The organism is Bowmanella denitrificans (assembly GCF_039522935.1).
GTDB classification, from domain to species: Bacteria; Pseudomonadota; Gammaproteobacteria; order Enterobacterales; family Alteromonadaceae; genus Bowmanella; species Bowmanella denitrificans.
On the sequence record NZ_BAAAEI010000002.1, the window covers coordinates 128,541 to 144,328 of the forward strand.

Annotated in this window: 13 protein-coding genes; 3 read left to right on the forward strand and 10 right to left on the reverse strand. The window is 50.9% G+C overall.

The features are described 5' to 3' along the window. Position 1 precedes the first annotated feature (1 nt). The 10 genes from ABD028_RS01825 to ABD028_RS01870 all read right to left on the reverse strand — a co-directional run bounded on the left by ABD028_RS01825 (position 2) and on the right by ABD028_RS01870 (position 11,702). Complete coding sequence (locus ABD028_RS01825; protein WP_102798056.1) at positions 2-655, reverse strand: potassium channel family protein; 654 nt, start codon at positions 653-655, stop codon at positions 2-4. A gap of 15 nt (positions 656-670) precedes the next feature. Further along, positions 671-2,122 carry a TrkH family potassium uptake protein gene (locus ABD028_RS01830; protein WP_343841051.1) on the reverse strand — a complete coding sequence of 484 codons (1,452 nt, stop codon included), beginning with the start codon at positions 2,120-2,122 and terminating at the stop codon, positions 671-673. Positions 2,123-2,126: 4 nt separating this feature from the next. Further along, on the reverse strand, positions 2,127-2,822 hold the full coding sequence (locus ABD028_RS01835; RefSeq protein ID WP_343841053.1) for a response regulator: 696 nt from the start codon (positions 2,820-2,822) through the stop codon (positions 2,127-2,129). Beyond that, on the reverse strand, positions 2,815-3,837 hold the full coding sequence (locus ABD028_RS01840; RefSeq protein WP_343841056.1) for a sensor histidine kinase: 1,023 nt from the start codon (positions 3,835-3,837) through the stop codon (positions 2,815-2,817). The genes ABD028_RS01835 and ABD028_RS01840 overlap by 8 nt, the downstream gene beginning before the upstream one ends. Before the next feature lie 123 nt (positions 3,838-3,960). Next, complete coding sequence (gene corA, locus ABD028_RS01845; RefSeq protein ID WP_102798059.1) at positions 3,961-4,914, reverse strand: magnesium/cobalt transporter CorA; 954 nt, start codon at positions 4,912-4,914, stop codon at positions 3,961-3,963. Between the two features lie 9 nt (positions 4,915-4,923). Continuing rightward, a complete protein-coding gene (locus ABD028_RS01850; RefSeq protein WP_343841059.1) occupies positions 4,924-5,892 on the reverse strand; it encodes a calcium/sodium antiporter in 969 nt (322 codons plus the stop codon). 135 nt (positions 5,893-6,027) lie between these two features. Next, positions 6,028-6,687 carry a LysE family translocator gene (locus ABD028_RS01855; RefSeq protein ID WP_343841062.1) on the reverse strand — a complete coding sequence of 220 codons (660 nt, stop codon included), beginning with the start codon at positions 6,685-6,687 and terminating at the stop codon, positions 6,028-6,030. A gap of 13 nt (positions 6,688-6,700) precedes the next feature. Next, the gene (locus ABD028_RS01860; protein WP_343841065.1) at positions 6,701-7,471 is read right to left on the reverse strand and encodes a class II glutamine amidotransferase; all 771 of its coding nucleotides are present in this window, start codon (positions 7,469-7,471) and stop codon (positions 6,701-6,703) included. A 103-nt stretch (positions 7,472-7,574) separates the two neighbouring features. Beyond that, a complete protein-coding gene (gene putA, locus ABD028_RS01865; RefSeq protein WP_343841068.1) occupies positions 7,575-10,739 on the reverse strand; it encodes a bifunctional proline dehydrogenase/L-glutamate gamma-semialdehyde dehydrogenase PutA in 3,165 nt (1,054 codons plus the stop codon). Between the two features lie 351 nt (positions 10,740-11,090). Then, positions 11,091-11,702 (reverse strand): TIGR04211 family SH3 domain-containing protein, encoded by a 612-nt coding sequence (locus tag ABD028_RS01870; protein WP_102798066.1) that lies wholly within the window; start codon positions 11,700-11,702, stop codon positions 11,091-11,093. A 147-nt stretch (positions 11,703-11,849) separates the two neighbouring features. Here ABD028_RS01870 and ABD028_RS01875 point away from each other — a divergent pair, with 147 nt between their 5' ends. From ABD028_RS01875 to ABD028_RS01885, 3 genes are all read left to right on the forward strand, one after another. Beyond that, entirely contained in the window at positions 11,850-13,364 is a 1,515-nt protein-coding gene (locus ABD028_RS01875; protein ID WP_343841072.1) for a CYTH domain-containing protein, read from the forward strand. A gap of 52 nt (positions 13,365-13,416) precedes the next feature. Continuing rightward, a complete protein-coding gene (locus ABD028_RS01880) occupies positions 13,417-14,508 on the forward strand; it encodes a helix-turn-helix transcriptional regulator (protein WP_343841074.1) in 1,092 nt (363 codons plus the stop codon). 103 nt (positions 14,509-14,611) lie between these two features. After that, complete coding sequence (locus ABD028_RS01885; RefSeq protein ID WP_343841076.1) at positions 14,612-15,772, forward strand: hypothetical protein; 1,161 nt, start codon at positions 14,612-14,614, stop codon at positions 15,770-15,772. The last annotated feature ends 16 nt before the right edge of the window (positions 15,773-15,788 follow it).

Consider the following 15,788-nt stretch of genomic DNA (forward strand, 5'->3'; position numbering starts at 1 on the left):
GTTAAACCAACCTTGGTGCCAAATTTTTCAAAACCGCCCTTGTACCGCAGAACAGCGCAATATCTTTGCCGCGCAGGGTGAATTGGGTGTCCGGCTTGGTAAACAATTCCTGCTCACGCTTCACCAGTAAGGTTTCCACAATCCGTAGGTTATCACCCAATAGTTCAGCCACGGTCAGACCGCTCAGCTTGTCAGCAATATGCACTTCCACTACATAGTAGCCATGGCCTATTGACAGGTAATCGTTAACCATAGGGTAGTTCAATGCCTGGGCCACCCGTACCCCCATATCTTCTTCGGGGTGAATAATGCGCGATACCCCCAGCTTAGACAGTATGGTGTGATGAGCGCTGGTGTTGGCTTTTACCCAAAGCTCCTGTACGCCGAGGTTTTTAAGGTGCAGCGTACAGAGCAGACTGGCCTGCATATCTTCACCTATGGCCACCAGTACTGCGTCACTGTTAATCAGATTCAGTTCTTTTAGGGCACGTTCATCGGTGGCGTCACAAATGATCGTTTGAGTGAGTTCTTCTGCATATTGTTCAGCCAGTTTCTCGTCGCTGTCGACACCTGTTACGGTATGACCCAGATAAATCAATTCCAGGCTCGCAGTAATGCCAAAACGTCCAAGACCAATGACGGTAAAATGTGCCATGTAAGGATCCTTAAGTTAACGGCGCCAGAATAGGGGAGAAAACAGCGCCAGCACGGTAAAATATTCCAGTCGTCCGAGGATCATGGCGCCGTTAAGTAGCCATATGCCTGCGTCGCTGACCGGTAGGAAATTGCTGCCCACCTGGCCAAATCCCGGCCCCAGAACGTTGATACAGGCCGCTACAGCAGTAAAAGCTGACCAGAAATCCAGACCGGTCTGCATTAATAACAAGGTCAATACTAAAGATGAGCCAGCGGCAAATGACATAAACCCCATCACTGCGCTACGTACCTCGCTGTCCACGGCCTTGTCCTGATAACGTAACGGCAACATGGCACGAGGGTGGATAAGTTGTTGTATCTCCCGGCGAATTAATTTAAAGGTGATAATATCGCGAATTATTTTATTGCCACCTGCAGTAGAGCCGGCACATCCGCCCAGGTAGGCACAAAACACCAGAAACATGGCACTGGCCGCCGGCCAACTGCTTAAATCCGCCGCGCCAAAACCCGTACTGGTAATAAAAGACACCACATGAAATGCGGCAAAGCTGAAGGATTCCAGAGAGCCATAGCGGTTTTCCACAAGCAGATACAGTCCCAGTGCCGCAGACAATGCTACAACAATAAGGATAAACACCCGGGTTTCCTCATCCCGCCAATACAAGAGCGGCGCTTTGCCATGCAAGACGCGAAAATGCAGGCCGAAGCTGATGGCACCCAGCAGCATAAACAGATTAGAAATCGCCAACAGGCTGTGGCTTTCAAAGTACCACATACTGGCATCATGGGTGGAAAAGCCGCCGGTGGAAACAGTACTGAGACTGTGGGCAATGGCGTCAAAGCCATTCATTCCCCCCAAATAGTAACTCAGAGCGCAGAGCAGGGTGATCAATACATAAATAAACCACAAGTAATGGGCAGTGTTTGCAATACGCGGCGATAGTTTATCGTCTTTCACCGGGCCCGGTGTTTCCGCCTTGAGCAGCCGCATACCGCCAACGTTTAGCATGGGTAACACGGCAACCACAAAGATCACCACACCCAGACCGCCCATCCACTGCAGAAACTGGCGGTACATCAGAAAGGATTTAGGCATAGCATCTAAGCCGGTTAACACTGTGGCACCTGTGGTGGTCAGGGCACTGATGGACTCAAACACCGCGTCGGTAAAGCTTACTCCGGTCACCAGCATAACCGGAAAAGCGCCCAGTATGCCGGTTAACGCCCAGGTCAGGGTGGCAAACAACAGCGCATCACGAAAGCCGATTCGGTTAAGGTCTGTGTCTTTAAGGAAAAAATTGATGGCCACTGCAAGCACCAGCATAAAGCAGGCTGGCTCAAAAAAGCGCGCTGCCATCTTGTCGCGAAACCACAGTAGTGACAATAACGCAAAGGCAAGCTGCACTATGCCCATCCAGAGCATTGGCATAGCCAGTAGCTTTACAACCCTGTCCAGCTTGACCATGCTGTTATTCGCCTTTTGTGCCCGGCTCGGCAATAAAGCGATAACCAACCCCTGGCTCGGTCTGGATCAGTTTGGGGCTGCCTGCATCATCGGCCAGTTTGCGTCTTAACTGACTAATAAAAATGCGCAGGTAGTGGGTGTCTTCGGTGTGGGTATTACCCCATATATTGCTTAGCAGTTGCTGCTGGGTCACCAACTTACCGGGACGACTGGCCAGGTAACTTAACAGAGCAAATTCTTTACGAGACAGGGCGACCACCTCACCCTGACGCCAGACCTGGTGATTGTTGATATCCAGGCTTAGTCCATCGAACTCCAGTCTGGTTTGTTGCACTACAGTACCAAGGTCGCGTAGCAGCACACGTATGCGGGCGATAAGCTCTTTGATGCCAAAAGGCTTACTCAGATAATCGTTGGCACCACCTTCCAGCAAGCGAACTTTCTCCTCTTCTTCATCCCGGGCTGTAAGCACTAGTACCGGGACCTGGCTGATTTGGCGCAGTTCTGTCAACAAACTAAACCCATCTTTATCGGGTAAGCCTAAGTCCAGAATCACCAGGTCCGGCTCCTGCTCCTGCATTTTTCTCAAGCCCTGCGCTGCCGTTAGTGCCTCAAGGTAACAAAAATGCTCGGCGGTCAGTGAAATGCGCATAAAGCGTTGAATTTGCGGTTCGTCGTCAATAACCAGAATTTTATGCATGGCGATCCCCCTGTTGTAACGGCAGGCGTATCCCCATAGTGCATCCCTGCGTTGACGCCAGTATAGCTAATTGGCCTTGATGAGCGCGGACAATACCGGCTGCCACAGCCAGTCCCAGACCGGTACCGCCTTCACCTTTGTCGCCCTTGCGGGTGGAATAAAACAGCTCAAATACCTTGCTGTGATCTGCCGCCGGAATGCCGGGTCCTTGGTCTTTCACCTGAATATCCAGACCGTTTAAATCCGCCTTGACCACGATGCTGACCTCGGATTCAGAATACTTAAGGGCATTGTCTACCAGATTGTACAAAGCCTGTTCCAATAGTGACTCGCGCACCGGCACATCCGGCAGGTTGGTATCCAACCTGACTTTAACGCGGGGATTGTCCAACCTGCTCACCACCGCCTGAACGATGGGGGCGACAGATTGCATGGTAGTGGAAAACCGCATCTGCCCCTGCTGCAATTTAGTGGCCTGTAACAAGTTTTCGATGTAGCGATGCAATCGGTGGCTTTCATCCAGTGCGCCTTGCAGTAATTCTTGCTGATCTTTGCCCGGTAACTTGCCAGCATAGGATTGCATTGTACTCAGGGTGCCGATAATAGTGGCCAGGGGGGTACGCAGATCATGGGAAACTGACAGCAGCACACTTGAGCGTAACTGCGCCTGGCGCAGCGCTTCCTGTTGGCTGCGATAGTAGGCTGCCAGGTGACTGGTGAGCAGGGCGATGACCAGAAACACCAACATATTGACGATATCGTCAGCATCCGTCATATGCAGGGAGTACCTTGGCTGGGTAAACAAATAGTTGAAGCTCAGCGCCCCAATCAACGCCGCAAGCACAGCGGGCAGCCGGTCACCACGCAGTGCCACTGTGGCAACCCCCAACTGTAAAATCAGTAACGTCGCCAGTTTGGGCAGAAACCACCAATCAAGCAGGTAGCTGACTAACGCGGCCAGCAGCATGATCAGCAGGGCAAAAACATAAGGGTTAATTTGTTCTAGGGTCCGCAAACTGCCAAGGACTCAGGTTGTTGTTGTGTAGTATCAATTTACAACAAGCCGTGCCCCTGCGGCGTAAAAGTTGCGTTAATTTATTGACCTGTCGACGATCTTTTCGATTATCGACAGGTGAAACTACAGCCAGCCTTTGTATTTAAAGAACAGGTAAGGGGTAATGCCCGACAGTACCATTAAGCCCAGCGCCCATGGATAGCCAAGTAGCCATTGTAATTCAGGCATATGTTCGAAGTTCATGCCGTAAATACTGGCCACTAACGTCGGGGGCAGGAACACCACCGCAGCGATAGAGAATATTTTAATTATCTGGTTCTGCTCGATATTGATAAAACCCTGAGTGGAGTCCATCAGAAAGTTGATCTTGTCGAACAAAAATGTGGTGTGCGCCATCAGGGTATCAATATCGCGCATAATTTCCCGGCAGGATTCCTGCAGCTCAGGTGCCTCTCGCAAGTGTCTGAGCAGAAAAGAAATGGCCCGTTGAGTATCCATCAGGCACAGACGGATTTTACCATTACTGTCTTCGGATTTGGCCAACTGGGCGATGGCTTCTTCCAAATCTGAGCCTTCCTCTTCCAGTACCAGATAGCTGGTTTTCTCCAGGTTACGGTGAATATCCTCCAGGTTATCGGCCAGATTTTCCACCTTCTGTTCCAGCAGGGTCACCAGCAACTCTGCCGGTGAACGGCTTTCCACCTGACCGCGACGGGCGCGCATACGCAACAGGCGAAAATCGGCCAGTTCCGTGTCGCGAATAGTAATCAGCCGGTGCGGTTGCAGAATACAGGCCACCGAGCTGGTGGTGTGTCGCCCTTCACTCTGGGTTAAAAACAGTGAGTGCACGTGAATACCGGCCTGATCGACAAAGTAGCGTGCCGAGGCTTCAATTTCCTCCATATCGTCCAGCTCAGGTAAGTCCAGCCGCATCAGATGTTGCAAAGCGTCACGCTCTTCATCTTCGGGCTCCTGGGCATCCAGCCACTGGGCATGCGGCAGAGCCTGGTCCAGCGCCGTCTCGTCACTAGCCAGTTCGCGAATCAGACCATTTTCGAATCTAAACAGTTTCAGCATACTTAGTCTCTAAGACAATACACCATAACCCAGATAGCCGGTATAACCCAGATAGACGGCAATCAGTGCCAGGCCTTCAGGGCGGGTGATTCGGCCCGGCCCTTTGAGACCAATGGCCATCAACAATAAGCCAATGGTCAGGGCCAGCATTAACGCCCAGTCGCGGGTCAAGACATCAGATTCCACGGCAAGAGGATGAATACCTGCGGCAATGCCCACAACGGCCAGGGTATTAAACAAATTGGAACCGATGACATTACCTATGGCCAGGTCATGTTCTCCCTTGCGCGCTGCGACCACAGATGAGGCCAGCTCCGGCAATGAAGTACCAATTGCCACTATGGTCAGGCCAATAATCAAATCGCTGACACCCATCGACTGAGCCACAGTGACGGCGCCCCACACCAGGATTCTGGAACTGATAACCAGCACCACCAATCCAATAAACAGCCAGATCAGCGCGGTTTTAAGTGACATAGGATGGCTATTCAGCTCCTCTTCCACTTCTCCGGCCAGGGCATCCTGACGCTGACTCAAACCTTCGCGGATGGACCAGCCCATCAGGCCTATCAGTACCGCAATCAGAATAGCGGCATCCATACGACCCAGATTCCCGTCATATAACTGCCAGCCGGCCAGCAAGGTTACCACCAGTAAAATGGGCAGCTCTTTACGGATAATCTGCGATTGCACGGCAATCGGGGCAATCAGCGCGGTCACCCCCAAAATCAGGGCGATATTGGTGATATTTGAGCCATAAGCATTGCCCAGTGCCAGGCCGGGGTTGCCGTCTGAGGCGGCCAGGGCGGACACTACCATTTCTGGTGCAGAGGTGCCAAAACCAATGATCACAATACCAATTAACAGGGCTGGCATACCCATATGTTTGGCGGTGGCCGCAGCCCCTTCAACAAATTTGTCTGCGCTCCAAACCAAAAGCACCAGTCCGGCTAAAATTGCTAATGCAGCCATGGTCATATGTTTCTCCTCCAGAATTGGGCGCCTTTTTACATCATGCGGTGATTTGGGTAAATGGATTTACGTCCAATCACCATAATAGACCGCCACAACGATTGAAAATATCAGGTTGTGGTCGTCACTACGAACCACAGGTTATGGAATGTTGGCCGACCCCTGCTCAGCCAGTATTTCCTCATAACCGATGAAGGCACCAAGCCCCAGCAGGATAGTGCCGGAAATTCTGTCTTGCCAGAGACTGAAATCGGCGTGTTGCGACAGCCATCTACCCAGTTTGTGTGACAGTAAGGCCACCAACAGGTCGCAGCATAGTGCAATCAGCAGATAAACCATCCCCAGTACTAATAACTGGCTGGTGATGGAGCCAGCGTCAGCACGTACAAACTGAGGTAAAAAGGCCAAAAAAAACAGGGCTGTTTTGGGGTTGGTCAATTCAACCACCACGCTTTGGCGGAATATTCGGGCCTTGCTCCAGGGCTTGATGTTGGCCTGTTGGGGGGTATTTTGTGGCGCGCTGCGCAGGTAGCTCCAGCCCAGATACATCAGATAGGCGGCACCCGCCAGTTTTAATGCCGTGTAAGCCAGTGGTGAGTATTTGAAAATAGCCGCCAGACCCAGAGCGGTGGCAATCACATAGATAAACGAGCCAATCGCCAGACCACCGGCGGCGGCAACGCCCGCCTGGTGGCCTTGAGACAGGCTTCTGGCCATGATGTACAAATTAGATGGGCCAGGGGACAGGCTGAGTAACAGTGCAGCAAGGGAAAAGGTCAGCAGAATCTCGATGGATGGCATGGCTTGTCTCCTGTCAGGGGCTAATAACTTCACCACGGCGAAATAACTGCCATTGGCCGGGTTGCATTTTATGCCACTGTTCATTGCAGGTCAGGGGTTCTGTGGCAATCACAGTCACCACATCATTGGGAGTGGTTTCACTGGCAAAATCAATATCTACATCGATATCGGACAGCCTGGCCTGGCCGAAAGGCGCACGCCGGGTGATCCAATGGAGTTTGGTAGTGCAATAGGCCAGCAGATATTCCCCATCTGACAGCAACATATTGAATACTCCCATTTGTCTCAGGTTATCCATTTGGTTGCAAATAAACTTAAAGGCCTGGCGACGATTTTTGGGTTTATTGGGAAATCGTTTATCCAGTTCACTCAGCAGATAGCAAAATGCATGTTCACTGTCTGTGGTACCAACAGGCGTAAAGCGCGCGGTAGGCAGGCTCTTATGGTCTTTAAGCTGTCCGTTATGGGCATAGGTCCAGTAGCACCCCCATAATTCCCGGGTAAAAGGATGGGTGTTTTCCAGGCCGATACGACCGCGATTGGCCTGGCGAATATGCGCCACCACGGCGGTGCTTTTAATGGGGTAGTCCGATACCAGTCTGGCCACTTCCGATTCATGGCTGGGCATGGGATCTTTAAAGGTACAGACGCCCTTATTCTGGTAAAAGGCCACCCCCCAGCCATCCCGGTGAGGGCCGGTGCGTCCGCCACGCTCGCGCAAGCCCTTAAAACTGAAACAGATATCTGTCGGCACATTGGCCGACATGCCCAATAACTCACACATAACTGCAAACAAACCGATTTTGTTGCCTGCAGTCTAACAGAAATTACTGAGGTAGATGAAGGGGATGCGCCGGCCCAACGACGGCGCAGACCGGCTAAATCAACTAGTCGCCCAGACTCAACAGCGTTGCATTTCCGCCGATTGCGGTAATATTGTTGGTACGGGTTTTCTCGGTCACAAAACGCGTCAGGTAATGTGGACCACCGGCCTTGGGACCTGTGCCGGACAGACCCTGACCACCAAAGGGTTGAACACCAACCACCGCACCAATCTGGTTGCGGTTGATATACACGTTACCCACATTCACCCGGTCAGCGATATAGGCCGCCTTGGATTCATTGCGGGTGTGAACACCCAGCGTCAGGCCAAAGCCCGTGCCATTAATATCACTGATAACCTTGTCTAAATCGTCTGCTTTGTAACGCACAACATGCAGAATGGGGCCAAAGTGTTCTTTATGCAGTTCATTGATGCTGCCTATTTCAATGGCAGTGGGGCAAACGAAACTGCCCTTGCCAGTGTCTGCTGGCATATTGGCAGTGGCCAGTACCTTGCCGGATTGACTGATAGTGGCAATATGATCATTCAGGCCGCTTTGTGCCCGGCTATCAATGACCGGGCCCACATCGGTTTTATAATGAATCGGATTGCCAACGCTCAGTTCGTTCATGGCGCCTTTCAGCAGCTCCAGAATGCGCTCAGCTACATCTTCCTGTACATACATGACCCGCAGTGCTGAACAGCGCTGCCCTGCACTCATAAAGGCAGACTGCACGGCATCTTTAACCACTTGTTCGGGCAGCGCGGTACTGTCGACAATCATGGCATTCTGCCCGCCGGTTTCAGCAATCAGTGTCGCAATGGCGCCATCACGACCAGCCAGGGCACGGTTAATCGCCTTGGCAGTATCGGTACTGCCGGTGAAGCACACCCCGGTAACGCGCTCGTCACTGGACAATTTGCTGCCAACTTCTGCGCCACGGCCCGGCAGCAATTGAATCGCACCAGCCGGGATACCGGCTTGTAGCATCAGTTGCACTGCCCGGAAGGCCACCAGACTGGTCTGCTCGGCGGGTTTGGCAATGACGGTATTACCTGTGACCAATGCCGCTACCACCTGACCGGTAAAGATAGCCAGAGGGAAGTTCCATGGGCTGATACAGGCAAACACGCCACGGCCCTGCACAAACAGCTCATTCAGTTCGCCTGTCGGGCCAGCCAACGGGCCATGATAAGCATGCAGTTTACGGGCTTCGATGGCGTAGTAGCGGCAAAAATCCACGGCTTCACGCACTTCGTCGATACCATCCTGCAGCAGCTTACCGGCTTCAAGGGTACATAAGGCGATAAGCTCATGTTTGTGCTCTTCCATTAAATCAGCGAACTTTTCCAGAGCTTCGGCACGGGTTTCCACCGGTGTGCGGTTCCATTCAGGGAAGGCCTGGTGGGCGGTTGTAATCGCCAGCTCTGTCGCTTTGCCATCAGCAAAGTAAATGCTACCCACCTGTTGAGTATGGTCCTGAGGGCATAACACCTTAACCAGTTCACCCTGGTTAAGGGTTTTACCATTCACGACAGGACCGCCCTGCCATTGCTTACCGACAAAGCCGGTGACGGCGTTCATAAAGGGTTGAAGCATGGATTCGATATGCAAGTTGACACCTTCGGAATTCTGACGATTGATAAAAATCTGGGTTGGCAACGGGATTTTGTCGTTGGCCAGGCTGGGCAAATGCTGCAGGCTTTCCAGTGGATGATTCACCAGGGAAGACACTGGCGTATTGGGGTCAACCAGCTTATGTACAAATGAGCTGTTGGCACCATTTTCCAAAAGACGACGAACCAGATAAGGCAGCAAATCCTTGTGCGCGCCCACCGGGGCGTAAATACGCACATTGGTGCGGCCAGACTGGCCCAATACGCAGTCATACAGTTCGTCACCCATGCCATGCAAGCGCTGGAATTCAAACTCCCGGTTTGCGGCCATACGGCGAATAGCGGTGACTGTATGGGCATTGTGAGTGGCAAACATCGGATAAATGGCGCCTTCGGTATGCGCACTCAGCAGAAAACGGGCACAGGCCAGATAGCTGGCATCGGTGCTGGCTTTTCGGGTGTATACCGGGTAGCTTTCAAGGCCCATTTGCTGGCACAGCTTAATTTCCGTATCCCAGTAGGCGCCTTTAACCAAACGCACTGGAATCAAGTCACCCTGGTCTTTGGCCAGTTGAGCAATCCACATCAGCACCGGCAGGGCGCGTTTTGAATATGCCTGCACCACAATACCAAGCTGCCCCCAACCTTTAAGTTCAGGGCTTCTGTATATCTTCTCGATAAGTTTCAGCGACAGTTCCAGGCGATCTGCTTCTTCAGCATCAATATTGACACCAACATTCTGGCTGCGGGCCAGAGCGATAAGTTTAATCACCGACTCGGCCATCTCTCCCAGCACCCGATCTTCGCAGGCGACTTCATAACGTGGGTGCAGCGCCGACAACTTAATGGAAATGGTCGGTGGCGCCGGATAGTCACCTTCGATTTTTTCCTTTCCTATCGCTTTGATGGCATCGGCATAGGCTGTCCAGTATTTGTCGGCATCCGCCATAGTCAGCGCCGCTTCGCCGAGCATATCGTAGGAGTGGGTGTAGCCCAGCTTACGCTGTTTGCGGCTGGCTTTCAGGGCTTCTTCAATAGTGCGACCCAGGACAAACTGCTTGCCCATAATTTTCATGGCCGCGTACATGGCATTACGCACCACAGGCTCGCCCAGGCGTGACACCATGCGATCAAACACCGACTCGCTGATGCTGCCGGTGGACTTGTCCAACTGGAACAGTTTGCCGGTCAGCATCAGGCCCCAGGTAGAGGCATTGACCAGCAGAGAATCGCTCTGGCTTAAATGCGCACGCCAGTTGGCGCCAGACAACTTGTCTTTGATCAGGGCGTCGGCCGTACCGGCATCAGGTATACGCAGCAGTGCCTCGGCCAGGCACATTAAAATCACCCCTTCGTGGGTATCCAGACTGTATTGCTGCAGAAAGGCGGAAATGCCATCCCCGCCACTGGCCTCTTTGCGCACCTGTTCAACCAAAGCAGTCGCTTCTTTTCGAATATCTTCAAGCGTTTGCTGGTCAGAAGGGATCAGACTAAGTAATTCCTGCAGATAGGCATTTTCATCCACTATGTAATTACTGCTGATAATAGCCGGTAAGGTGGCAAGAGGTGGCAGCTGGTAGCTGTCATTGAAGAGTTCACTGGCTTTAAACATAACAAACCCTTTCCAGTAACACTGGGGCCGAGCCCTGTAAATAAAAGGGCGCCGGACACTTTTGTAAACCGGAAACACCCACCCGAATTTTGCGCGGAGTATATCGACGGTTCAGGTCATTGTATACAAAATGCAATGCATTTTTTGCCGGTAATTTTCATGTTTGTTACAGCGGTTTGTAACTGTTGCAAAAATGTCGGTAAATGCCCTGAAAATAAGCTGTTCCGCTCTATTCAGAATCTAGCATGGTGAAATGAAAAGGCCCGGTAAAGACCGGGCCTGGAGACTGGAATTGACTAACTGTTAAGCCAGCTTTACAAAATCTGGCTCAGTGTTGGTAAATGGGGCTGTTTACATCCAACCGTCATTACGACGACGCTTGCGCGGAATCAGCATCACAATAACGCCAAGCAGGATGCCCGCCAGACCGATAATGCCGCCGCGGGTCAGCCATTCTATTTGTACTTTGTTGTCTTTAGTGGCCAGTTCCCGTTCCACGCGACTATGCTGGCTTTGCAGTTCATCCAGGTCGGTCTGCAATTGCTTGTTGCGGGAGTTAAGGTCCAGAATCTGCTGATTTAACAAATCGTTTTTGCGTTTGGCTTCCTGCAGGGCTGATTGTGCGTCGGACAGATCTTCCTGCATTTGCGGCATGGCTTCACGCACCGAAGGTTGTTCACTGATGAAACGACCGTCTACCCAGCCGGTGCGTTGCTTGTCGTCGATAATTTCAACGAAGCCTTCACTGTCATTTCGTTGCAGCAGGGTGACTTTGCTGCCGGCGGTGACTGAACCCAGAATCCGGTAGTTACGCCCTGGGCCTGCATGCATAAAAGTGTATAAGTCGTCTGCGATATAAACGGTTTCACCGTCAGTGTCGCTTGGCTCCTGAGCCATCACCTGGGATTGGAAAAACAGGCTGGCCAGACAGAAAAATAAAGAGGAATAACGAAGTTTAGACATGGATGAAAATGGTCTGCCGGGTTGTAAATTTTTTAGATGGTATGGCCTGCTCAGGGCAAAGGCAAGTGATTGGTGCGATTGGTGAATTGCCAAGGTGATGGTATTGAGGGTAATGTTTAGCCTTTATCAGTGTTTAACCCCGGATACATGGAAACTGAAATAGAACTGAAATTGCTGGTTTGTGGCCATCCTGACGTGGTCAAGGTGCTTGAAAATCAGCTGCTCCCGACCCTGGGTGCGCACTACACAACCGTGCAGATGGCACTGTCCAACCGATATTATGATACGCCGGATAAACAACTAAGGGCCATGGACATGGGGTTCAGAGTGCGGGGGCGTGACGGTCGCTTTCAGCAAACCCTGAAGACCGCCGGACAAGTGCAGGGCGGCCTGCACCAGCGCCCCGAGTACAATGTGGAATTGGAAGACCAGAACCCGGATCTTGCTTTATTTGACCCGGCTATTTTTCCGGCTGATATCTCAATTGCCAGTTTGCAATCCCAGTTATGCCCTTTATTCACTACGCATTTCAGCCGCCATGCCTATCATCTGACCTTCAGCAATGGTACCGAGTTGGAACTGGTATATGACAAGGGGCAAGTGGCAACCGAATCGCATCAGCAAGCCATTAATGAGATTGAGATTGAGCTGAAAAAAGGTGACGTTGCCGATATTTTTCATCTGGCACGTAAGTTGGCTGACGCGCTGCCATTGCGTCTGGGGATATTCAGTAAGGCCGCTCGTGGTTATCTGTTGGCTGCGGGCCAGGAGCTGACACCAAGAGCGTTGCCAGATTTTCTCGGTCTGGACGAACAGGATAATATCGAGCAGGCTTTTCTAAAGGCGTTACATTATGCTCTGGACTACTGGCAATTTCATCAGCAGTGTTATCTGGAAACCGGTAAGCCACGTGCTTTAGGGGGCATTAGTGCTGGTATTCAACTGGTCTCTCAGGCCATCAGTTTATATTTGCCAATGCTGCAATGTGATGAGCTGCTGACACTGCAATCACGGCTGATAAAACTGAATAACGACTGGTATTGGACCGACAGTCTGCTGGCGGTTAAAGCGTTGCGCTCGCGTAAAGGACCATTTCGTAAACGTTTGGCAAAAAGTGAAGAGGTCATCAGCTATTTGCGTGGCCGATACGAGGGACTGCTGATGCAGCATCGGCCCGACGAGTTAATATTGGCACCACAGGCTGGTCGTTTGCAATTGGAACTAGCCGCGCTGGCTGTTGAGTTGCCCTGGCGCAAAAGTGGTGAAGCCTGGCAATCTCCGTTGCTCGAACATGCGCGGGGATGGCTGGCACAAGGCTGGTTTACTATCAGCCAGAGCATGCCGCGTAAAAAGAAGTTTAACGCACAAAATTACCTGTCCAGCGAGCCGTTATTGCGTCAGACCCTGTTTAACGGCTTATTCCTGGCTGGCTTATTCAGCCCACAGAATCGTGATCAGTTCCGGGCTCCATGGCTGGATATTATCGACGGAATTGATGAGCTCAAGGCATTGCATCTGCTAAAGTCAGAGTTGGATGTGGCCGATGTGCAGGATAAAGAAGAGTTACTTGTCTGGTGCAAGGACAAGATGGCGCATCTGCTAGAGGTGATGGAGCAAAGTCGTAAAGCCGCCCTGAAAATGGAACCCTACTGGAAACCCTGAAGACCAGCGTTTGTTAACACTCACACTCAACAGCCGCCGGGGCTAATGCGTTATGTTAAATCAAAATCAAATATTGCTGTTGGCGCTGCTGCTGCTCTGGTTATTGCCTGTCATCCTTATCTGGGTGCGTTACCAGCGCTTGCCTCATGCCCAGGAGCTGTTACTGGCGGTACTGTTTACCCCCAGCCTGCTGGTCGATCAGTACATCAGTGCCTTTGACAGCCAGTCACGCTGGACTTTTCTGGTGGGCTTGTTTAACGGCGTGCCGGTGATGATTGCTGCTTTGCTGGTGCTGGCGGTGGCTAAGCTGGTGCTGGAAAAAGGCAAATACCGGCAATGGCCGATTTGGTCGGGTGTGGCCCTGATGGGGATATTGCAAATACCTTTTATGTTGGCTCCACTGGCTTATAAGGCGCAATTACTCAGTCAGCCGATAGTAGGGCAGTTATCTGTGTACTGGCCTTTATATGCCTATCTGGCGTTATGCCATTTTCTGGTGTTGTTTCTGGCTCTGAACGTTGAACAGAAAATCAGTGACTACCAAAGTCACTTGTCGGATCAGGTTGTTGACACGCATTTTTATCGCTTTTCGGTGGCCGTTAAGCTGTTTGGTGGCCTGATCACCCTGGCTTTTGTCAGTTTAGTGGTGACCATGCTGGTGGCCTTCAATCTGCTGCCGTTTGACAGCTGGCGCGGCTTTGTCAGCGTAGGTTATTACCTGCTGTTTCTGGTACTGACCCTGGTACTGATGGAACAGCGTCGTTATTCCCCTTCGCCGCTGGATTATAAAGCGCTGGAAAATCACCGTTATAGCGATGCCTTTCTGCAGGATGTATTGAACCGCGCAGAGAAGGCCATGATTGAGCACAAGGCGTATAAGATTATTGGTTTACGCCTTAAAGAGTTTGCCGATATGGCCGGAGTGAATCCGGGGGCACTGGCCATTGCCTCACGCAAGTTACTTAATCGTAATTTTCGCGCCTTTGTTTATCACTATCGTCTGGAATATGCCAAGAATGTATTAATGCGCAGCGACGCTAAAGTATCGGCGGTAGCCAAACGATTGGGCTTTGATTCGGAAAAGTTTTTAAGCGGGGTATTTGTTAAATATATTGAGCAGATGGGTAAGGACGGGCGCGGATAGGTATTTTTAGTTTTTCCACTAATTTGAAATGCGGAGAGAATTTGCTACGCTTTTTTTGCGTTTAAAACGCAGGAAAAGCAGGATAATTTATTAAGGATATTGTATGGATAGCAAATTTTTTAATCTTTTATTACTTCTGATCTTTTTATTTACTGCTGGCATTAGCAACCAAACGAAAGCGGATTTTAATAGTCTGACCGAGCCGCTGGCCAGTAACACCCTTTCCCAACTCTACCTCTGTGATACGGATATCACCTCAATGGCCAGTCGCTGTGACGATCTCAGTGAACAGGCCTTGCAAAGGCGGGCCGAGTTTTTAATTGGCCCCCCTTTTAACCCTGAGTGTGAGCAAAACCCTCAGGATCCCTCTTGTTCTGGTAGTGCGGACAATGCTTACGCTGCGGTGGAATTTTTTATTATCTTTGCCCGCGCTGGTACTGCCCAGCGGTGGCGTATTGAGAAACAAATTGGTACCTACCATGTCCGCAGTCAGAGTACTGCGGGCAAGATTGATGAGGTAGCCGGTAAATTCCAGCAGTTAAATCAAACTTATGTCTTAATGGGCAAAAAATATAATTTTACCCAGCAGAATGATGGCAGTTTTATCAATCAGTTGGGTGAATCGATGAATAGTATTTATCCCTTTGGCACAGACTCTAGTGCGGCTGCAACAGGGGAAGGAATTGCATCGGATACTCAAATGCCAAATGCTGGGGGATGTATTACAGCGATAGCTTATTCATTCTATAGTGAATGTAAGACCTCTTTAAACAGGTGGATAGACGGTGTGGATGCTCAACATAATCAACCACCATCCACATGGAGTCGCATAATTGATGGTATCAGCATTGATTTGGGCAGCTTCTCCATCAATATTAAAGAAAGAGATCGGGCTTTCGACTTTCCTTTTAAGTTTAAGGATGGTTCAGTATTGGTGTTGACTATAACCCCTAGTGAACATAGTGGGGTTCCACCGAAAATTCAGGTTGATATGGACCGCAGTCGATTGGCAAACAGTTTTACGTTTGCGCAATTTGAAGAAGCAAGACATGGTGGGAATGGAAACTACATGTCTGGGCGGGAAGCCTCAACCTATATGAGTGGGGCCGGTTGTACATCACATAGGACGATAATTGGTTATGAGACAGAGTATCTTGTAACAACAGTGACGTACCCAGACGGAACCAGTGAGGTGACTGCGGTGGAGTTATTGGGGCGTCAGCCCATCTGGGATAAAGCGGTTAGCTGTCAGGGAAGATACTAACCCATTGTTAAATAGA